The organism is Methanosarcina sp., from assembly GCF_049706645.1.
GTDB lineage: Archaea > Halobacteriota > Methanosarcinia > Methanosarcinales > Methanosarcinaceae > Methanosarcina.
In genome coordinates, this window is record NZ_JBNAKP010000026.1 from 68,838 (window position 1) to 90,860 (window position 22,023).

A 22,023-nucleotide genomic window follows, 5' to 3' on the forward strand; every position below is an offset into this window, starting at 1 on the left:
AATAAAATTGCAGAAAAAAAGTTTTTCACAGTTACTTTCTATAAAAGAATATATGTATTCTGATTTGAAATAAAATCGAATAACTTATTATTAATTATAACCATTAATTATCTAAAATATGAAATATACGTCATTTTTTTACAGCAATTAGCATTATTGTGGCTACCCTGTGCATTAATTTCAAAATATTTGAAACTTAGATTTCTGTCACACTCGACGAAGGAGAGCGGTCTTGCAGAGAAATAAGAAAAGGCCAGAAATGCGAGCCGGAAAGTAAAAGTGGCATAAACAGAACAAATTAAAAACGATAGAAAAAACCGGTACGAGTACAAACAAGACGGATTAGATACACATTAAAAGCATTCTTTTTCAAGTCTCTTTTTTACTTCTTTTTTGAAGGGTCTCCAGACAGGCTGACGGAGGCGTCCTATACAGTTTAAATTAAAAAAGGTCTCCTCGGTTAAGGGAGTGTTGTCTCAGCCGGGGGATTTTTCCCATGTTATTTGATTTCTTATAATCGCAATCAGTATCTTTTTGCCGGTTGTTTTTACCTGACTGGCAGGCCGGCTTCAGCCCCGTGCGCCGCAGGGAGAGAAAACTAAAAGATTCCTTTCTGGATCCGGAATAAATTAACCAATTTTACAGGAGCAGGCATTTTATGATTCAGAATAAACTTTTGTAAACTCCGCACCGATCGTAATCATAATCGAAGAGTAATAGATCAGAAGAAATAACCCTACAATCGACCCTATTGCTCCATAGAGACTTACGGGGTTGGCGTACAGGAAATAAAGCCCCATGGCATATTTTCCGATCGTTATCAGGGTTACTGTTACCAGGGACCCTACAAAAATTGATTTCAAATCAAAACTTGCGTCCGGAAGCAGTTTATACACAAGGGTAAAAAATAGCACAAGGATCAGGAAACTGGCGATGGAACCTGCATAATCCGCAATGGCAGGTGAAAAAGGCAAATAATCCTGAAAATATCTTGAAACCGTATAAACAAGGCCTTCAACAAGTATGCTCAGTACGAGCAGCCCTCCAAAGAAAATAACAATAACAAAAGACACTAAGGCGTTCTTTACAAAGTCCTTGATAGTACTGGCTTCGGCAGGCTTGACACCCCAGGCTCGCTCAAGGAAATTCTTCAATTGCCTGAAAATATTACTTGCACTCCAGAGCAGCAGGATAAGACCGAGTAATGCGCTTATTGACAGGGAGCCGAGTTCCGGAATGCGTTCGAAAAGTAAAATTATCATATTTGTTATTGCCTCGTCTATAACCCCCTCGAGGTAACTGAGTATGTTCTCCTGAACGCTTTCCGACATCAAAAAAATACTGCCTATAGATACTGAAAATAACATGAGTGCAGGAAGACTCAATATAAAATAGAATGCCAGCGCAGCGCTGTAAGTCATTGCATCATCTTCCATCCATTCCTTCATTGTTCTGGTAACCAGATTTCTTACGTACCCCAGGCTCATGTTTTCCCCCGATATATAATGTATTGCGCTTTTATTAAATAGCTCTTATTAAATTTTTGCGAGACTCGGGTTTTTTTCGCAGAAATGAACAAAAACGACTTATAGGTGGATACCGGGATAATGGAAGCCTGATGCGGCAAATAAAACGCAGCCGTTAGCGTAGATAAAAGTAGAAAGCTATGCAAGAGAGGCGAATAGCCCGAATAAAACCGAAAAGACAGGAATAAGAATTGAATTAAAAATGGATATAAAAGACTAAGGCGTACTTAAAGAGTATTAACCGGTTAAGAGGAGTAAACTGGTAAGCGGGATAAAATGGTTAAGAAGGGTAGCCGTTGATTAGAGTAAAAAGAGTTTACGAACAGCCGTCCGATCAGGACGGATTAAGAGTACTTGTGGATAGGCTCTGGCCCAGGGGACTCAGGAAAAGTGAAGCAGGGCTTGATCTCTGGATGAAGGAAATAGCTCCTGAGGATAGGCTCAGAAAATGGTTTTCCCATGATCCCGAAAAATGGGAGGAATTCAGGAAATGCTACCTTAAAGAATTGGAGCAAAAAGAAGAATATGTATATGAGCTCCTCGAAAGAGCGAGAAAAACCGATCTGACCCTGCTCTATGCTGCAAAAGATAAGACTTTAAATAACGCTACAGTTCTGAAGGAATATCTGGAATCCCGATTAGAAAGACAGTAGCTTTGAAAGCCCGAATCGAATATAAAAGCAGGAAAGCTCCGTTTTAACTCTTTTTGAATAGTCTTTTGATGCTAAATATAAAATTTTTACTGAAAACTGTAAAAAAGAGTTGATGGAGCCTTCAAGAAGAGGGCTCCCGGCTTTCCCTGCACGGGAATCAAATTATTAATGCAAGGGTTTTGATTGCCTGGGGGATACGGAGGCTGATGTTGCACCTGATAGCCTTCCGGATCTCGCCAAGCATTTTAATCTCAGTGCTGTCCAGAACTTTTGCCCGGTGGACAAGCATGAAATACCCGACTATGAAGACTGCGTATTCCCAGGTTGCTCCGGTAAGCAGATGCGCATTCTTGGCTGCGAGCATGGCTCCGACCACTAAGACAACAATGCAGGTCAATTTCCTGTACATTGAGGTGAACGGGTGCATTTTCTGCTTCCTCCAGGCTCTTAAAGTCATCGAGACTTCGATTGATGCATAGGATACCGCAGTTCCTATAGCTGCACCTACCATGCCATACTCAGGTATAAGCATGAAGTTGACGACGGCATTAATGCCTGCACTTGCTACCGAGCACTTCATCAGGAAGTCTGAGTCCCCGGAGGCTAACAGCGTATGGTAGTTAAATCCGAAGTATGAATTTGTTATGAATCCCAGGGCAAGGATCCGCAGGGCCGTGGCGCCACTTACATATTCCGCTCCGTAGAGTTTCGTAATAAAGTACTCAGGGTACACGAAGATCAATGCAAAGAGCGGGAATGTGAGCAGGAAGCACCATTTGGTCATTACCGCATAGATTGAGCCAAGGGGCACGGTATTGTTTTGACCCCAGAGTCTGGCTGTTACGGGAACATACACATAGCCCATGGAAGCTATTACCAGGGACAGGAATCCTACAAGAGGGTATACTGCGTTGTAAACCCCAACTACTTCAGCCGGCTTAAAGTAACCGAGCATTATTGTGTCTATCCAGCTCATGAGGTTGAGCAGGGTTGCGGTTATCAAAAGCGGAAACGAGTATCTTATCAGTTGTCTGGTTGGCTCGCTGAATTTAATTCTCCGTTCCCGCTTGGTTGTCTTCTTGATTGGCGGCTTCTTTATGAAGTACACGGACATTATACTGAAGGTAAGGACCATTGAAAGCAGATCCGCAAGCACAATTCCTTTCAGGGAAACCCCGACTAATACGGCACCTAAAGCAAATCCGAGCAGGGATACCGGCCTTATTATGTTATAGAAATACATGTTAACACTGGTACGGTCGAATCCTCTGTAGATCGCTACTGTCAGGTTAAGGAGTATTGTGAACGGAACTGCAAAGATCAGGATCTTCACAACGGACAGGATTTTGCCCTGTGCGTCAAAGCCATTTCCGGCCAGACTATGGAACAGGGAAGGAGAGACGAGAATTGCAAGCAAACCTGCAATCAAGCCCATAAGCATGGCTGAGATTATCAATTCATGTATCTTCTGTTCCTCGTGCCTGCCCCGGAAGAACGCAATATATCTTGGCACTCCTTCGTTGAGCCCAAGGGTCGCGATTGCACCTGTAATTGAGATTACGGTAAGTGCAAGGGAGTACGTGCCAAAGTCAGCTGGCGAGAGATGTGATGTGAGTACTTTTTTGGTAATGATGTCGAGAAGCATTCCGATGAAGGTTCCTGCAAGTATTACGCCGGAACCTGCCACTATCCGGTTGACCGAGTCGTTAACTGACATGCTAACTCCGTTTTATCGAGGTTAGTTCCCGACTTCCGGGGTCAACGGGCAGAAGCAACATTCGGTTGCCTTACCAGTGACTGCTTGTAAACGGTTCTCAGTCAGCCGCAGGTTAAAGTCCGGGAGGCTTTTCTTTGAAATTTGCAGAAAAGCTAAGCCTTGCTCTTCAACCTTACAGGTATTACCAGATAGGGAACTGGTACTGGATGGAATGAAAAATCTCATTTTAGGGTTTCGGGTTTCAAAGTTTGCTGTCTCAAATTCCTTTAAACAGCTGTGAGTTTTAAGTCTGTCTGTAAATCTGTCTTTTTGCTCAACTTCTTGTCTGGCTGCCCCGCTGTGAACTTTCAAGACAAGGTCTATGTAGGGTTTCCTGATAAGCTGCATGATTTCTTACGACCTTTAGGGTTGGATCGGAGGTAATCGTTGACTGGATCCAGGGTCAATTTCCAGGTTGGATCATGGGTTGAGTCCTGGCTGGGTCCCGAACTGGCTCGAATGCAGATCTTGGGTTAATCCTCGGTTGGGTGCCGAATATTCGAGCTGGATTTTGGGTGAATCCGGGAGGACCCCTGTTGGATCACAGGTTGGGTTTTGGGTTGGATCCCGGGTAGGACCTCTATGAATTATGGGGTGAATCCTGGGTAAGATTCAGGGTTGGGTTATGGAAGGCAGGTCTGGGTTTTACCCGCCTTGTGTGTAATTATGATTCGCTTCCGAATTCAACAGACTTCTTGTCCGCTTTTCGAAGCAGGGAATTTGTTTTTGTACGCATAGATCCGCGTACGAACTCATTGAGCCTTTTTCCGTTTTAACTCTACAAGCGTTCGTAACCAACTTAGCCATCCAGGTGGTGGCAAAGCGAATTCCGGATTATGCAGTTTTTTCTGAAACTTGAAGGAAATGACTTTTTAAATATTTTTCAGGCTTCCCCCAAGATTTCTATGGAGTACCTCCTCGACTAGATATAAAAGCTTTTCGGAATAATCCCTGACTTATCATTATGAGGTAAGCTGGCTGCCTGAAGGAAAACTCATTTGATATGTCTCCTGTCAAAGCTCTGGCTGGATGTCAGTTCTCGACTTTTGAAGCTATTAATCTGAAACAATTTCAGGCCAATGAAATACCTCAAATTCAGGAAATAAGTCTTCAAAGTGGTCTGATATAACCGGAAAATCCGACTTGCCCATTCCGGACAATCCTAATTTCTTTTATTCGATCAGGAATAATCCTGACAGAATGAATCAGGAATAATCCTGGTTCAGAGGAGATTTTTGCTGAGATTATTCGCACGCAGGCAGGGTAGAGAAGTCATTTCCGAGGATAGATAAATCGAACGGGACTTTCGAAATATCATTATTGATCATTGTAATAATCTTTTATTTTTCCCGAAAATTTCTTTGCATTACCCCCCACGGGAATTATTATAATAATAATCTTATATTAATACTTATTCATTAATAACCGGTAAATAAGCGTATTCCCAGGCGACGGGTAGTAAAATATACAGTATGTGACAGGTAGTAAAATATACAGGTATTCTTCAACTTAACCCCGCAAAAACACACAGAAAAGATAAATGAAGGTTTTAAACCCCTCATTTTTGTTTCTTTTATTGGATTTTTATCACTTCTATTTGATTTTAGTCTCTTTTATTTGATCCTGTTCTTATTTCTGTTTAATTCGGTTGTTGTTTTTACCGAATTTGGTTGTTTCTCTTGCTTAATTCCCTTATTATTTTTTACTTAATTCCATTGTTGTTCTTACTTAATCCCTTTGTTGTTCTTACTTAATTTCCTGGTTTTACTCTTCTGTACAGGAACAGGGCAAGCAGGGAAATAACCCCGTAAACGGTTTCAAACCCTGGTGCACTTGCTTTTCTCTCAAGTGCGATTTCAACATTCGAGTTGTTTAATGCACCAGGTTTTTCTTTGTTAAGGCCGACTGCCTCCGACCCAGGCTGTGAATCCGGCTGTGAATTAATTTCCGAATCGTCAACCGGAGTTTCCTGGGCTTCATTCTTACCGGTTATTGCAAAGAATGAGAATTCCGACGTCCGTGCTGTAAAATAGAGGAAGCTGTTGTCTTCTTCTGAAAGACTTACTGGCAACTGTTCCCATTTCCCGGCGTTATACCTGTTAAGGGTGATAGAACTCTTATTGATATTCTTATCCTGCATCCAGGCCTTTTCAACCTTGAAGCATATAACCGGGTTTTCGATATTGGTTGAAGTTGCATATCCCCCGTTTCCAACCCATATATTGAAATACCTGTAGACCTCATCCGAAGGAGGCTCTGAAACAAGTGAGGATTTTGCTTTTAACATCTCGACTATGGCGCTTGTCTTACCCACGGTCTTTTTTGAATCGAAAGTCAAATAAAGAACGCAGGTTGCATTATTTCTGAGATCAAACTTTACCTCTTTGTCGTCTGTAACGAAGGTCTCTGAAATCTCCCTGGTCTCTACGTTTCTTGCAGGTTCGGGGGAGCCACCTGCACCTCCGCCACCGCCGCTTCCACTGCTGCTGCGGCTGCTTCCGCGATCTCCATCTTCACTGTCTCCATCTTCACCGTCTCCATCTCCGCTGTCCCCAGTTTGACTGTAATCCTCGGCTTCGTCGCCGCCTGTTCCACTATTTTCGGCTGCATTATCTCCTGAACTGCCCTCAGTTTCGGTATTTTCAGGAGTAACCTCTCCGGAGTTTCCGACTGTATTGTTGTCGGTTCCGCTCTCTCCGGTCACGTTGCCGTTACTTCCATTCACACTGGCGGCATTTTCATCGGTTTCGTTATTCCCGGTTACATTGTTTGCAGAATCACTTTCAACAGGCTGTATAGCTGTTGGCTGTATAACTGTTAATGCTGCCGTTTTTGAAGCTGCTCCATTTTCATTTGTGACGCTGAGGGTAACGGTATAAGTCCCGGGCACCGTAAACACGTAAACCGGATTTTCATCAGTGGAGTCAATGTTTCCGTCACTTTCGAAGTCCCAGCTCCACGAAACGGCATTTTCGGAAAGGTCGGTAAACCGGACAGAAAGAGGAGCAGGACCACTGTTATTATCCATTTCGAAATTTGCTGCCGGAAGTACGGGCTGCTGCGGCCCGGATGCCTCGATAAGAGGCAACTCGTCAGAATAGATGCTGTTCGCGAGCCTGTATGCCGAATCCGCAATTCCGTCTCCATCCTCATCGACTGCAGTTTCCGAAAAACCTGTACCATCAGGTTCTGCCCAGAAATTGCCTCCAAGATAGGACCCACCGACAATGTTTAAGCCGTCTGCCTTTGTAGTATTGTAGGCGTTTCCGATCCCGTTTCTAATCTCTGCATTGACGATATTGTTGAAGTAGTTGTTATACACAAGGTTATCGTTACTCTTGGGGCAGACAAAAAGACCGTAAACGCCGTTTGAAGACATAGTATTGCCTGAAAGTGTGTTGCCTTTGGAAGTACCTATATGGATGCCACGGCCTTTGTTATCCGAAGCCGTATTTCCGGAGACGGTGTTATTGGTGGCGGTTGAGAATAAGATTCCGTATTCTCCGTTATCCGTAACCCTGTTATTTGAGAGCGTATTTCCTTTTGAATTCAAAAGATAAATTCCATAACCATTGTTCAGAATATTGTTGTTCTCAATGATGCAGTTATTACAGCCTGAGAGATAAATTCCTGTATAGCTGCCTTTTGTTCCTGTAATCCCAAGCCCGCTAATTTTCACGTTATCAGCCTCCAGGGTGATTACATGGTTGCTTGAGCTCCTGGCCGTAATTATCGTATCCTCAGGATTTCCGGATTCCGAACTTATTACGAGGTTATCCTTGTTTATTTTGATGTTCTCGGTATAGGTTCCGGGTTTTAAGATAATCACATCACCTGAAACTGCATTATCCACTGCGGTTTGTATTGAATCTCCCGGCTGGACATAAATCTCAGCCGCAGCTCCAATACCCGAGCCTAATGTTAAGAAAAGAAAAGCTGTCAATAAAATGATTAACCTGTTCAATTTGATTCCCCAGTACATTCAAAGTATGGGTGATACTTCGATTAGTTAACCGGGAATTCATATAAAGTAATATAAGTATATTGGTACAAATTATACTAATCTAATTACATAGATTACATAGTAGAAGTAAATTGACCATCCGGTCATTAAAAGACTCGATTAATTTAACAGGACTCAACTTAAGTTAAAATAACCTGGAAAAGCCAGTTCAAAAGCTTACTTAGAAAATCCAATCTTTAAACCTTAAATCAAATTTTTAAAACTGCTGTTAAAATCCATTTTTAAGGAGATTTTTAAAACCCATAAAACTTTCTCAAATAATGAAGGTTGCCGTTTAAAATATAAAAATAAGTTTGATAGTAAATTGCTAATAGCAAACTTACCTGAAGTGAAAAGAAAAATAAATAAATATTCAACGTGCCTGAGGAATAGTTATCAGGCAAAAGTGTAAGAAAAAAATAAACAGATTCTATCATTGGCTCTGAACTGTTACTTGTCTATCACCCCGGTTTGTTAATATATCTTTAACCAGCGTTCAATCCGTAAAGGCTGCCGTCATAACAGGAACGAGATGATTGCAAGTATAATAAAGATTATAACTAGCCACTTTGCAATCTCCATTGAGAAACCGGCAATCCCCCGTGCGCCCAGTATATACGCAATCAATGCCAATATTAGAAAGACTACAGCAAGTCCTATCAAATCCGGTATATTTCACTCCCCCAGTGATTATCTAATCAATAAAACATTTATTAGATTAAAGGTATTTATAATTTGACTGTCAAAGTAAGTCCCTCTCTCATAAATGGGCAACTTTTTTTAATTGAAATCTTCCCTTTTAAGGTTAAAGGTAAGTGTTCCAAGTTCTTCCTGCTTATCCCAATTAAAAAGCATCAAATTCTGTACTCAAACGACAGAAAGTAATTAAGCAGAAGCAATAGGATAAATATGCGAATCCAAAACTTCATGAAAATAGGATATTTATTTCACCCTGAAAAATTGAAAGATCGGGTTTAAATTAATTAAGGGAAAAAAGGAGAAGAAAGAGAAGAGAAATAAGAGAGGAAAGAAGGGAGAAAGAAAGGTAAAAAAAGAAAAAGAAAGGTAAAAAAGAAAAAGAGAGGTAAGAAAAATAGATAGAGAAAAGAAAGAAAAAAGAAGAAAAGAGAAAATGGATAAAGGTAAAGAAAAGAAAAATTTAAAGAGATTACAGGACAGAAAGCCTTATGGAGTAATTTCTCTGGCCTCGATATAATATCTCTTCTCATTTTCCTTTCCGAGGGAAAACGATTTTCTCGGAAGCACACCCTTCTTTTTTATAAGGGAAAAGAATTCGTTCTTCTTAAACAGGGGAAGAAAGAAACCAGTATTGCCCTTTTCTTTTCCAAGTTTTTCTACAACTTCGGGATCATGCTCATATTCAATTGAATAATTGTCAATGATCTCATCAAGGGTTTCTACCTCAAGGTCGTGCTCAGGATTGTCAAAAACCAGTATACCGCAGCTATCTTTTGTGACAAACCCGATTGCGTGTCCTGTAGCCGAAAAATCGATATTTGAAGGACAGGCCTGAACCTCTTCGATCCTGGCATTGAACTTTTTTAGCAACTCTCCCGGATCGATCCCGCTTACAACCCTGTGAATTGGCTCAAAGGAAAGCCCTGGATCGTGAAGGTTTACAAGTTCGACCATTGCATACCTTGCAGGATGATCGGCACGTACGGTCCCTTTAATTTTTTCCCAGAAACTTTTTGCGGCAGCAAGGCTGTGGTTTCCATCGCCAACAAGAAGGGTTCCCAGGTCCAGGATTTTATCCGAAATTTCTTTAATTATCTTTTCGTTACTGATCCTGTAACCCTTGATATGGCCGCCATTTTCCATCAGATCAAAATCATAAACCTTGTTGTCCTCACAAACTAAGTTATCCGGGTTTCTGGGGATAACCGAGAAATCAGGATCATCGTATAATACCAGAATATGTGAAAGCTCCAGTTCCGCATTTTCTCTTATCCTGACTCTTGCAGGAAGCCTTTCTTTAATAGTGCCTTCCGTTGGTTTGATAAACGAATCCGACCCGTTGAACTGGTATTCTTCCAGGTCGACTGCAACAACAAGCCCGGTTCTTTCCTTGCCTGAAATCGAACGCCTTACAAGAACGAAGCACGGGCCATGGTCAACAAGAATTTTTTTGTAGTCACTTAGGGTTTTGTGAATCTTATTTACTCTATTTTCATCTAAAGGAAGATATATCTCTGGATAAATAAGATTAAAAGTAGAAGGGGCATCTCCAACAAATTCTTCAACTCTTTTCCAGTATTCCAGATCCTGAGTATGCTGATCACAGGCAATTACTGCCCACTTTTCCCAATTATCCTTTGGAAGAAGGATGCGAGGAACATGTAAAACCATGCTAAGTTAAAAAAAGAGAGAGAATATAAAGATTTCTAAACTCCTTTTCCGAGTGTACAAGCTAAAAAATAAGATTATTTTACTACACTATATCCGGCACTTTTCCATGCAGTCATGCTACCAAGGACATTATATACGTTATTGTAGCCGTGCTTTTTCAAAACGGAAGCAGCTATACTGGAACGCCGGGAACTATCGCAATAAACAATTATCGGAGCCTCCTTAGGAACTTTATCCAGGTTTTTCTCAAGTTCGCCAACGTATATATGCTCAGCTCCTTCAATATGTCCTCCGTCCCATTCTTTTTTCTTCCTCACATCCAGAAGGGTCATTTCTTCGTTTTTCTCCAGTCTAGTTTTCAGATTCTGGACGGATATGAAATTAAATCCGTCTACGGGTAAAGCTTTCATGTACCAGGCTGCAATTCCGCCGTTTAAAAAACCTGCTATATTATCATAACCCAGGCGCACCAGATACCTTACAGCAGTTTCCAGCTGCTCTTTTTCTTCCAGCACAAGAAGTATGGGTTTATCATAGGGAAGCACCCACCCGGCAAAGGAAGGGACTCCTCCGAGCCAGATGCTGTAGCTATCTTTTATATGCGCCGCTCCAAAAGAATGGGGCATGCGCGTATCCATGACCACTGCCCCTTTTTCTATTTCTGCCCTGAACTCCCCGGGTGAAAGCAGCTTCGGAACGGGCAGACCCTGCAGCAGGGAAGGGCCCTGCCGGTTATACTGCTCCATTTTCTTGAAGTAAGGAGGAAATTCAAGCTGTTCTTCAAGTTTGAACTTAATGAATTCTTCCCTGTCGGTCTTCTGCAGAGCAGGATTCTGTAGGCGTTCCAGTCCGAGAGTACTGTAGTCCCGTTTGGCAATAGCACCCCCGCAAACCGAGCCTGCACCATGTGCAGGACATAGTATTACTCCGTCTCCGAGGGGAAGGATTTTATTAAAAATGCTGTCGTACAGGTTTGCTGCCAGCCTTGGAGCTTCCTCAGGACCATAGAGATCGGTTCTTCCTGCATCGCCTATGAACAGGGCATCTCCTGTAAAAACCATTACCGGCTCTTTTCCTGTCTCAAGGTCTGTCAGGGTATAGGACATGCTTTCGTCGGTATGGCCCGGAGTATGTAAAGCAGTCAGTCTCAATGAACCAAAATCGAATTCCTGGCCTTCACTCAAATAGTTTCCGTACTGGAAATCTACACCCTGACCGTGATAAATCTCTGCATCGGTAAGTTTCTTCAGTTCCAGGGAACCGATTACATAGTCCTCATTTCTATGGGTTTCAAAAATATATTTTATATTCATACCCTCTCGTCTGGCAAGATCGACATAGACCTGACAGTCCCTGCGCGGGTCGATGACTATGGCTTCGTCTTTCGAGCCAATGAAATAAGAAAGATGAGCCAGACCTTCAGATTTAATGCGTTCGAATTTCAAACTAAACTCCCCTTTAGCTATACTCTATGCTTTATATGATAACTTTCTACCTGTTGCAGATTTCTCTCTAGCTATGTATATAACCGCATACCTCATATTTTTTATGAAAATCGCACTTTCCAGATCGCGATTCATAAGGTGGAATTACAATAGTAAGATAAAATACAGTTATAATAGTCAAGAAAAAATATAGTATAATAGTCAAATAATAGTCAAGAGAAAGTAGAACTATAATGGTAAAAGAAAGTAAAGTTATAGCAATAAAAGAAAGTAGAATTATATAATATATTAGTAAAAAATTAGTAAAAAAGGGAAATAAAAAAATTAAAGACCAAGACAGAACCCTGGAATAAATGAAGACCAATCCTGTCAGCTTCTCATAACTTTTTCATATCAACCTTTTTCATATCAACTTCATTTCGGTTTTTTTTCGGAATCCCCGACAGTTATTGAGTAGTCGAAACTGTTCGTATTCTTTGGAAGAATTGTAAGTTCCCAGGCTCCGATTGCTCCGGGTACTTTATAGGTTTCGATATATTGCGTGTTGTAGCTCTGATAGCCTGAGCCGTCTTCCAGAGACCAGATTGGGAAACTGTACCCCTGAGCGTATACTGTGCCGCTTTCAGTAGCTTTTACAAGAGTCAGATTAACAGGACTGGAATCGCATTTCAGGTTCATTTCAAAAGCCGGCATTTCTTTTTCAGGGGAGATACGTGGCGTATCCGGATCATAAGTTGCAGTTGAAACTTCAATAGTTATCGGGTTGGCGTTCACCGTCTTAAAGGTTTTTACGTAAGGAACAGAAGGCTGTTTATCAACCGTAAAGCTCAGGGTTATTTGCGGGACGGATCCGTCATTCTCTTTCCCATCGGCATTCATTTCTATGAAAGCGTTATAGCTTCCACTTGCATTTTTCGGAACAGGGACCCGGAAGGTCATATCATCGATTTCCCCGGCTTTTATAGTAGAAGGTGCAGAAATTTCTATTATATCATCACTAAAAGCAGGCTGGTTAGAATACTCGTCATAATTTACTATTTTGGGATCTATAGTAACATCTTTGCCTGCCACATTTTTGATCTTTATCCCGTATACATATTCTTTTTCAGGCTCAATGGTATCAGAAATATAACTTGTCTGGAGCTCAAGTTTCGGACGGACAGGCACTGAGATCCCAAGGTTTATTACATTGACATACTGGGGATCTGTATCTTCTTGAATATATACAGGATCAGAGTATACAGGATAAATGTCATCTGTAAAAACTATCTGGGTCTGGTATTCCCCACTTTCCGCATCCTCAGGAACACTTACTTCAATGGCAAAGTCCTGGTTTATACCAGGGCTTACGGTCATGTTTGCCGGGGAAATCTTGATCCAGCTTTCGTCTAAATTATAATAACCGTAAGGTGAAGCCACAACTTTCGGGGTTATATCGAGTGTTTCACTGCCATCGTTCCTGAAACTGGCATTAAAAGTTTCACTGTCTCCCGGCATGAGATATACGTAATAATAACTTGGGTCTATAAAGTGTACAGTATAATCCTCATCAATTATTTCAGGTTCAGGAATCGTACAATTTTCGTAAGTTTCGTTTTCATAAAATATACTTCCGCTAAGCTCTTCGGGCTGAGCAAATGCAGCCGGTATCAATACCAGGCAAAGCAATACACTTAAAAACTGGGATACTGACTTCAATGCTATACTTTTACTCATATTTCTGGCTCCTTTCTTTTAGTAAGGAATTATAATCTTCGAATCGACACACTCAGGATCTCCAAACCCCTGCAAGATTATCAGTGTAAGGTCTTTATTTAAATAAACTATATTTTAACAGAGAGCAAAGGGTGGATATTTTTTTACAATGTGCATAAGTTGATTATATGTCCTTCTATAAAATACTTATGAAGCTTACAATATTTCTGAAGATTGCAGTAAAGCTCGATCAGCAATGAGAGCTCGCTTTTAAGTAAAAGCCGCCTGTTAAAATTATATAAGATGGGCTGAAAAATTATTACAACTTAATAAATTAAAAAGTGTTTGATTCAATAATCTGGAAAATACTGTGAAAATAAAGCATCGCTGTGCAATAAAATAATTCTCCGGATCTAAAGTCAGAAAAATAAATCCAGGAATTATCTTTAGAAACCTTTAAATATTTTAAAAAAGTGTCGCAGTATATAAACGGTTTCCTCAGGTACAAATTCGTTTATTGAAGAGATAAAAATCGGTATACAATAGTTATTTTCTTAAATTAGATGTTTGTCGTTGTATAAAATACGTATTTATTGCATAATAATATATAATTTTATTCTGTCTTCAGGACACTTCTTTTTTGCAAGGGTATATACTTTCGGATACTGTGCACCTGCTTACTCGTCTCAGGAAAATAAGCCTGAGCCTGCTCTTTTCAGGATTATTTTCTGGAAGTTTCTCTCTTTTTTTCCAGAAGTGCCCATAATTTTTCGCATTCACCGGCAGTCAGCCCGATCTGCTTAATCAGGTATTCTTCCGTTTTCTGGTTCTTTACAGTATCTTTTATCAGATGGCTTATCGTATCCCTGTGATGCCCTGTTATCCGTTCAATGCTACGTATTCCATTTTTTTCGAGAAAAAGCCGGTATATCAGCCTGATCTCATCTCCGGAAAGATGTTTGCGATAAACAGCGGTACCTATGGTATCCATGAAAAACTTTCCGCAGTGTTTACAATAGTATCTCTGGTGTCCGGTCTTATACTTTCCCCGTTTTATAATGGCTTTCCCTTCCACCCTGAGATAGTACTCACATTTGGGGTTTGGGCACACAGTCTCATTTAGGCTTTTAACTGGCATAATATAATCAATAAGTTGTAACTTCACTAATATATTTATTTTGCTCGGTTCGGTTTCAGACAATCTGTTCCAGACAGATTATTCAGTATAAAGACAATCGTTATTTAAAACTGGTTATAAGATTAAGACATATAACTATACAAATAATATCGCATCATATTTATTATTTGTGAGAATTGAAAGAAAGAAAAGGTAAGGCCATCCTCCTGACAGGCAATTTGATCCAGCAAGTGTTAATTCCATAATAGGTCTAGAAACCATCAGGAGGGACCTTTGCCCTCATTAGCCCGGAAAAAAGAAAATATAAATTAATAAACTCAGTGAGAAAAATATAAATTTAAAAAGGGCACCGTTAAAATTTGATTATTACCTTTGTAAAGCCATCTGCGCGTTGAGAAAATTCCCTGTATGCGGAAGGCGCGTCCTCAATAGAGATCCTGTGACTTACTATAAAGCCTGGTTTTGCCACGCCTGCAATTATCATATCCCTCAGCATTATAATGGTCTTCTTCACCGGGGTCTGGCCTGTTCCAATGGTTAAGCCTTTTTCCCACAGCTGTCCAAAGGGCAAGAGATATTCTCCTTTTTTTGCGTGCTCGTTAACTCCCCTTGGATCATCCGCCGTATAAACCCCTATAATTCCAAGATGACCTGTGGGATTGACTAGCCTTACCAGGTCACTTATCACCTGGGTCGGGTTCTCTTTTGAAGGATCATCCCTGTCTTTTGCCTGATAGCCGACTGCATCTATGCCAGACATCACGCCCTTCATTTTTTCCTCCCCTGGCAGGAGCGACTGCACAATTGCCGGGTTCATGGCCCTCATTATCTCGATCATGGTTACAGGATCACTCCTGGTAACTTCAATAGGAATACCTGCATGCTCAGCCAGGTTTTGTACGCCGGACACAATTCCCTGTATTTTCTTCTCTCCTGGAAGCAGCGTATTCATAGCTGGGTGCTGAGACCTTAATGCCTCTATCTGGGCTACCGGGTCGCTCATGGTAAAATCAATAGGAATAGCCCCTATACCCCTGGCAAGTTCCAGTCTTTCCGGAATATAATCAACCACAAATACCTGGCCTGCTCCCTGCAATAATGCAGAATAAGCCGAAAGCAAACCTACCGGGCCTGCACCGAAAACTGCTACAGGCAGTCCAGGCATTACCATGGCAAGCATCGTGCCGAAGAAGCCGGTGGGGAAGACATCAGCCAGCATGATAAAATCGTCCTCCCATTGATCTCCGGGCGATCCCGGGAGTTTAGTGCAGTTAAAATCGGCAAAAGGTACTCGAAGCAACTCAGCCTGAGCCCCTTTATACGGCCCCATTTTGGCGTATCCGAAAGCTCCACCCGCCATCTCGGGATTGACGGTCAGACAGGCACTGGAGAAGCCCCGGATACAATTCATACAGTGCCCACAGGCGACATTGAAGGTAACAACTACTCGATCTCCTTTCTTAAAAGAAGTCACGGCGTCTCCAACCTTTTCTATAACCCCAACAGGCTCATGTCCAAGCACTTTACCCGGTTTTTCAACTGTCCTTCCCTGATACATATGAAGGTCGCTTCCGCAAATTGCACTCGAGGTAAGCCTGATTATAGCATCTCCGGGATGCTCCAGCTTTGGATCGTCTACCTCTTCCACAGCAACCTTGTTCGGTCCTTTATAAACAATAGCTCTCATAATACTACCCCACAACCCAATGAAGTTTCTCTGCCTCCTTTTATAACCGAATTTTTATAACCGGCTTATTTATAATTGTCCTTAAAGTGCAGAGGAGCCTCTATTAGAATAAGTTCATAATAGCTATTTTATAATAGCTACTTTTATAAAAACTACTTGAATCTATATATTTGTTGCAGAACTTTATCTAAGGGTTTCAAATTATATCCAGCGTTTTCTATTGAAATCGGGACTTGTTGCGGGAGCTGCATTACATGAAGCAAAACATCAGAAGTAGTAAGCCTTTTACCCTTAACGGTCACGATCCGGAAGGCTAAGGCGTGGGGAAAATTGACTTCAAGAAGGTAAGGTTTTAAAAAGGGTCAGGTTTAAGGCAAGCAGGTTGAGGGAAAAGAAAGTTTTCCGTTTTTACTCGCTAAAAAGCTCTGACAAATTCTTTACTATCTTTATATACGGATATTGTGAAAACTCGGTTTCTTTTGTTGTTCCTGTAGTCACTGCCGCAAAGTCAATATTTGCTGCTAAGGCTGTTCTGGCATCTATCAGACTATCTCCAATATACAGCACATTATTCAGCTGTTCGTTAAGGCTGTCAATTGCAAGCAATAATCCTTCAGGAGAAGGCTTGGGTACCTTAACATCCTCTCCCCCAACAATAACATCTATTAAATCCAGGACGCCATGCAGGTTTAAGGTCTCAACTATTCTAAAATGGTATTTTGTGGTTACGATGCCTGTATTGAGCCCATTCCGCTTTAATCGCTGTAATGTGTTTACCGTGTCGGCATATAATACGGTATCTTTAGACATTACTTCATTGGCTTTTTCCCGGAAAAAACTTAAAAAACGATTGATCAAAACTTCGTTTTTATTGTTTGTCAGATGGATAAATGATTTATCAAGCGGTAATCCGACAGTCTTTTTTATGCTTTCACGGTCACATTCGGGAATATCCAGCCTGTTGAAGGCGTAGTTAAAACTTGATACGATGCCATTCGTTGCATCAGCCAGCGTATAATCAAAATCGAAAATAATAGTACTATACTTCATCTCTTTCGTCCTGAGTCCTGCTTTACTGACATGGAATTCTGGCATACAGTCCTGCTGTACTGACATAATATCTTTTCGTCCAAAAATAGGATTTTTTACTTATTCTTTATATTCGGATGCTTAAAATTTTCGGAAGGCACACAATATACAGTAACTGAAGGGCCTATAATATACAGTAGATATTATTCTAGATACTCTCGAAAGCACTTGCGAAAAGCGGCTTTTATCATAACTTTTAGTATAAAAATAAAAACTCATATCCACGACGGTTTAACTGGATTTCATGAAACGGTTTCATGAGTTGATTCCAGAATTCGGAATTTTCGGGTGACATTTCCTGAATATGTGCCTTTTGCGCTGTGCAGGATAAAAGTACCTGAAAGAGATTTGACAGATCATTCCAGGTAAGGATCTACTACCCGGTATCAGAAGCTTATAGGCAGAAGTGAAAACTTTATCCGGGGGCCTGGAATTTTCCAATCAAAATTCCAGTAGCATTTTTGGCGTCTAAACTCATGTCTAAAAGTTAAATGTAAACCGGAAATAAGTGATCTGGTTCAGAGAATCAAATCAAAAGAAATATACACTTTAAGAAGTAACACAGGACAAGTATAGCCTTGAAAAATGTATAAATAATCTGCATATGATATGAAGAGAATTTACCAGTAACTGCAAGCAATACCAGTAATCACAGCAATACCGGTAATTACAGCAATACCAGTAATCACAGCAATACCGGTAATTACAAATTATACTATTTAAAAAATAATGCGGACGCGTAACGAGTAATAATCTGCCGAGGGGAAGTTAATTGATAAATCAACCGTATAAAAACTGGATGAAATTAGGTGAAAGTTTGGAGAGTAGACGGCCATTTGACAGATTGAAAAAGATTCTGACTATTTTGTTGATAGTTTTTTCCATAGTAGCTTTGACACTAGCAGCAGCAAACTTATGGGGAATGAAAACCCCCGGCTACCAGCAGGGCTACAAAGATGGCTACCGGGCCAGCTACCAGACCGCTTTCGATGGCGAGTATTATAATGTCAAAGCCGGCCTGGTTGAGAACCGAAGCTACGATGACGGCTACACACACGGCTATGATGAAGGGTACCCCGACGGTCAATTAGACCGGGAGATTAGCCAGGCACGTGCAGCCAGTCAGGAGCATGAACTTAGCCAGGTTTCTGAAACCAGCCAGAATAACGTAACCAGTCAGAGTAGCGAAACTAACCAGGATCGTGAAACCAGCCAGAGTAACATAACCAGCCAGAATAACATAACCAGCCGAAACAGTAAAACCATCCAGGGCCGCGAAATCAGCTTCAAGAGCGAAAATTAAGGTTAGTGGCATTGTAAAATCCAAAAATAGATATCTCCCCACCATCTTTCCCGGATTTTGCCTCAATTATGCCCCTTATAAACCATGAAGCAATACTGAAAGCTGAGACATTTTTCAGAAACTGCAAGAATTATTAATTATTGAGTCCATCCCAAAACCAAGTTTATTTCTCACATCAATAAGAATCTCAGAACAAATTTCGTAACCGGAAATTCGGTTGGTTATTGGGAATTTGAAATTCGGGGACTCAATTTTGAGTTTTGGGATTAGCTCATTTACTAATTTATTTTTGTGCCTGTAGAAACAGGAGAAAACTCAGCCACTGAAGAAATTGTGGAATGGTTGATCTTACCGAAATGGTCTTAGAAGGGCTTACAGAATCAAAAATAGCAAACGGGACAGTTGCTATCTTTTGCAATGAGTCAACCGGAGCGATAAGACCAATAGGGTTTGAGCCGAAACTTTCGAAAGACGCTTCCGAAACCCTCGTCAAGTTAATCCCTCGGGATGAGTATTACCACCACCAAAAAATCTGGGTTATCTGTAAAATATAGAGGAGTTATTTGTAAAATAAAGAGGAGTTATTTAGCTCCTCACTTTTTAGATGCTTTCGATATGTTGTACCTCTAGTCCCAATAGTTTATGTTTAGTTAATTTTTACGTTTACTTAATCTTTATGTTTGCTTAATTTACTTGATTGCATTAATTACAGCATTTGCTGCATCTATCAAAGGCTGTCCTTCTGCTGAAGAAAGTGTTCCATTGTCAATGTAATTTTCTATCTTATTAATGAAGGCATTAAGTTGATTAATTGCGGGATTTATATTCCCTGCTTCCATATTTTTTGTCGCAGCATCGAGTTTGACAGTTAGTGCGTTGCCCTGTCCCTTATTCAACGTACCTGAAGTGACAAAGTCCTGTACAGTAGTGATCATTTGCTGGACATTCTGCTCTGGAGTCAGGACATTGATTGTGACAAGTTTTGAATCTATACCATTTGAGTTGCTCACTGTAAGGTTAACAATATAGGTCCCTGCTGCACAATACGTATGCACAGGACTCTGTTCATTTGAAGTGTCCCCATCCTCAAAATCCCAGTTCCAGGTTGTCGGGAATCCGGTGCTCGTATCAGTAAACGAGACCGTCAACGGTACGATTCCAGAGGTAACATTGCTGGTGAAATTTGCTACAGGAAGCACTGGTTGCGCCGGAGGAGTTCCTATAAACTTCCCGAAAGCGACAGGATGTTCTTCTACAGGCACTGTGGTTGTAACAGTGTTTAGAGTTGTATCAATTACAGACACTGTGCCGCTGCCGTAGTTCGCTACATATGCCTCTGTTCCGTCCGGAGTGACTGCAACTCCTTGAGGGGTCGATCCTACACCCACAGTCGCTATAACATTGTTGGTGACTGTATCAATCACAGAGGCAGTGCCGCTGCCCGCGTTTGTCACATATACCCCTGTTCCGTCCGGAGTGACTGCAACTCCAAAAGGCCATCTTCCTACGGACACATTGGCTGTAATCGTATTTGTTGCAGTATTAATTACGGAAACCGTGTCGCTGTAATAGTTTGCCGCATATACCTTTGTTCCATCGGAACTGACTGCAATTCCCCAGGGAGAGTTTCCTACATTCACCGAGGCTGTAACCGTGTTTGTTGCAGTGTCAATTACCGAAACCGTGTCGCTTACCCAGTGGGTCACATACACCTTCGTTCCATCCGGAGAGACCGCAACTCCCCTGGGATAACCATCTACATTTACTGAGGCTGTAACCGTGTTTGTTGCAGTGTCAATTATAGAGACCATGCCGCTATAGTAGTAGGCTGCCAGATACACTTTTGTTCCATCCGGACTGGCTGCAACTCCTTCAGGATATGTTCCTAAATCAATCGTGGCTGTAACCTTATTTGTTGCAGTGTCAATTACAGAGACCGTGCCAGTTGCCTGGATCGTACCGTCGCCTTCTATGTTCACGATATATACCTTTGATCCGTCAGGGGTGACTGCAACTCCATAGGGAAACGATTCTACAGGCACCGTGGCTGTAACAGTGTCTGTTGCAGTGTCAATTATGGAAACAGTGTTGCCTTGATGCGTAATATATGCAAACGGTGTCGAGCCTGCTAGACTCACCAGCATTAAAAGCGCCAGCACCGTGATTCCTAAAACTTTTATGAAGGCATGCCCTCTGTATGCTTTACCACATGTAATTTCTTTCACTATAACCCTCCAATCCTATTACTTATCCCACTTTCCTCAGAGTTTACAAAAATACCGCCTCTTTTCTCATACGGCAGTGGCTTAAAAACTTGTCCTACCCTTAACGAATTACTCCTGCCCTTAACGAATTACACTGGATAAATAAGCAAATAAATTCTACATTGGCGTACATCTGTGAAATGTGGGATTGATGAGAAAAAAGCTTACAGTAGTCGTCTTTATTTTTTAAGCTACCACTCACAATTTTTCCCGCATTTTAGCAATAAATATTTAGGGTTTTAAAGTAAATAACAATGTGCAGATGTGAAAATGTTAATAAGTTTCATATCAGTAAAGCAAGGAGAAAGGTCTATTTTCTTAAATTCATAACCTTTATTCAAAAGTTCCTGTAAATTGGAAGGCAACTGAGACCGCGGTAGTAAAAAGAGATAGTCGAGATCCTGACAATGCAACTAAGTAAGATATTTGGCTATGTATAGCATATACGTTCTTATGATTTCTAAGGAACATCTTCCAGAAGCAACAGCATTATCTATCTCATTAATTTCCTTTTTTATTCTCATTGCCTGGGTTCACACATCAGTGGAAATTTTAATTATTGCTATATTTTGAACTGGAGTTTATCAGATTCTGCTTTTCATTATTGACAAAACCGTTTTCATTATAAACAGGATCATGAAACTTGTTAAAGGGATAATATGGTAGTAAAAAGTAAAATAAAGGGTTATTTCATCCCGGCAATACCTCATAACTGGATTAAAAAGCGCTACTTCTTGGGAATAGCGTAAATGCAACAAAACAAGCTTTATATATGGTTTCTATCTGGATTGAGTCGGACTAAAAAAGATATTATCGTCTCTAGCGGTAACGGCAAGGAAATGTTCGGAATGAGCCCAAGGTCGTTCACAAAAGCATTAAATGGCTTAGAGAGCCTTGTCATGATTACTACTGTTAGAGGCGTTGGAAAAAGTCCACGGGTTACTATAATTTTCGATGACTTTGAAGAAGTAGATGTCGAAGCAGCTTAAACTTAAAAACGATGTTAAGTTGAGTGATGAGTTACAGATCAAATTTACAAAATGGATACATTGCTTTTTGACAAATTTTCAGAGTTATTCTTTTGCTTCCTGTTT

General features: G+C 40.9%; 16 protein-coding genes. 4 read left to right on the forward strand and 12 right to left on the reverse strand.

The window, feature by feature from the left end:
* Window positions 1-656: 656 nt before the first annotated feature.
* The gene (locus ACPK8D_RS10755; protein WP_424717846.1) at window positions 657-1,487 is read right to left on the reverse strand and encodes a YihY/virulence factor BrkB family protein; all 831 of its coding nucleotides are present in this window, start codon (window positions 1,485-1,487) and stop codon (window positions 657-659) included.
* Window positions 1,488-1,822: 335 nt separating this feature from the next.
* Here ACPK8D_RS10755 and ACPK8D_RS10760 point away from each other — a divergent pair, with 335 nt between their 5' ends.
* A complete protein-coding gene (locus tag ACPK8D_RS10760; protein ID WP_424717847.1) occupies window positions 1,823-2,179 on the forward strand; it encodes a DUF488 domain-containing protein in 357 nt (118 codons plus the stop codon).
* 157 nt (window positions 2,180-2,336) lie between these two features.
* Here the strand turns inward: ACPK8D_RS10760 and ACPK8D_RS10765 are convergent, their stop codons facing one another.
* The 10 genes from ACPK8D_RS10765 to ACPK8D_RS10810 form a co-directional block, all read right to left on the reverse strand.
* A complete protein-coding gene (locus ACPK8D_RS10765) occupies window positions 2,337-3,896 on the reverse strand; it encodes a flippase (RefSeq protein WP_424717848.1) in 1,560 nt (519 codons plus the stop codon).
* A gap of 21 nt (window positions 3,897-3,917) precedes the next feature.
* Window positions 3,918-4,283 (reverse strand): hypothetical protein, encoded by a 366-nt coding sequence (locus ACPK8D_RS10770; RefSeq protein WP_424717849.1) that lies wholly within the window; start codon window positions 4,281-4,283, stop codon window positions 3,918-3,920.
* Between the two features lie 1,402 nt (window positions 4,284-5,685).
* Window positions 5,686-7,899, reverse strand: coding sequence for a PGF-pre-PGF domain-containing protein (locus tag ACPK8D_RS10775; protein WP_424717850.1), 2,214 nt, complete (start codon window positions 7,897-7,899; stop codon window positions 5,686-5,688).
* Window positions 7,900-8,454: 555 nt separating this feature from the next.
* Window positions 8,455-8,601: a DUF1328 domain-containing protein gene (locus tag ACPK8D_RS10780; protein ID WP_424717851.1), complete on the reverse strand. Its 147-nt coding sequence runs from the start codon at window positions 8,599-8,601 to the stop codon at window positions 8,455-8,457.
* A 522-nt stretch (window positions 8,602-9,123) separates the two neighbouring features.
* Complete coding sequence (locus tag ACPK8D_RS10785) at window positions 9,124-10,308, reverse strand: DUF1015 domain-containing protein (RefSeq protein ID WP_424717852.1); 1,185 nt, start codon at window positions 10,306-10,308, stop codon at window positions 9,124-9,126.
* Between the two features lie 74 nt (window positions 10,309-10,382).
* On the reverse strand, window positions 10,383-11,753 hold the full coding sequence (locus ACPK8D_RS10790) for an MBL fold metallo-hydrolase (protein WP_424717853.1): 1,371 nt from the start codon (window positions 11,751-11,753) through the stop codon (window positions 10,383-10,385).
* Window positions 11,754-12,167: 414 nt separating this feature from the next.
* Entirely contained in the window at window positions 12,168-13,469 is a 1,302-nt protein-coding gene (locus tag ACPK8D_RS10795) for a hypothetical protein (RefSeq protein ID WP_424717855.1), read from the reverse strand.
* Between the two features lie 700 nt (window positions 13,470-14,169).
* The gene (locus tag ACPK8D_RS10800) at window positions 14,170-14,586 is read right to left on the reverse strand and encodes a transposase (protein WP_424717856.1); all 417 of its coding nucleotides are present in this window, start codon (window positions 14,584-14,586) and stop codon (window positions 14,170-14,172) included.
* A gap of 352 nt (window positions 14,587-14,938) precedes the next feature.
* Entirely contained in the window at window positions 14,939-16,273 is a 1,335-nt protein-coding gene (locus tag ACPK8D_RS10805; protein WP_424717857.1) for a glutathione-independent formaldehyde dehydrogenase, read from the reverse strand.
* A 408-nt stretch (window positions 16,274-16,681) separates the two neighbouring features.
* On the reverse strand, window positions 16,682-17,389 hold the full coding sequence (locus ACPK8D_RS10810) for an HAD family hydrolase (protein ID WP_424717858.1): 708 nt from the start codon (window positions 17,387-17,389) through the stop codon (window positions 16,682-16,684).
* A 790-nt stretch (window positions 17,390-18,179) separates the two neighbouring features.
* On the opposite strand from ACPK8D_RS10810, the gene ACPK8D_RS10815 reads away from it, so the two are divergent.
* Window positions 18,180-18,665, forward strand: a complete 486-nt coding sequence (locus tag ACPK8D_RS10815) for a hypothetical protein (protein ID WP_424717859.1) — start codon at window positions 18,180-18,182, stop codon at window positions 18,663-18,665.
* Between the two features lie 338 nt (window positions 18,666-19,003).
* Window positions 19,004-19,219 carry a YjbQ family protein gene (locus tag ACPK8D_RS10820; protein ID WP_424717860.1) on the forward strand — a complete coding sequence of 72 codons (216 nt, stop codon included), beginning with the start codon at window positions 19,004-19,006 and terminating at the stop codon, window positions 19,217-19,219.
* 135 nt (window positions 19,220-19,354) lie between these two features.
* Here the strand turns inward: ACPK8D_RS10820 and ACPK8D_RS10825 are convergent, their stop codons facing one another.
* Window positions 19,355-20,890: a PKD domain-containing protein gene (locus ACPK8D_RS10825; protein WP_424717861.1), complete on the reverse strand. Its 1,536-nt coding sequence runs from the start codon at window positions 20,888-20,890 to the stop codon at window positions 19,355-19,357.
* 788 nt (window positions 20,891-21,678) lie between these two features.
* Here ACPK8D_RS10825 and ACPK8D_RS10830 point away from each other — a divergent pair.
* Complete coding sequence (locus ACPK8D_RS10830; protein ID WP_424717862.1) at window positions 21,679-21,918, forward strand: hypothetical protein; 240 nt, start codon at window positions 21,679-21,681, stop codon at window positions 21,916-21,918.
* The last annotated feature ends 105 nt before the right edge of the window (window positions 21,919-22,023 follow it).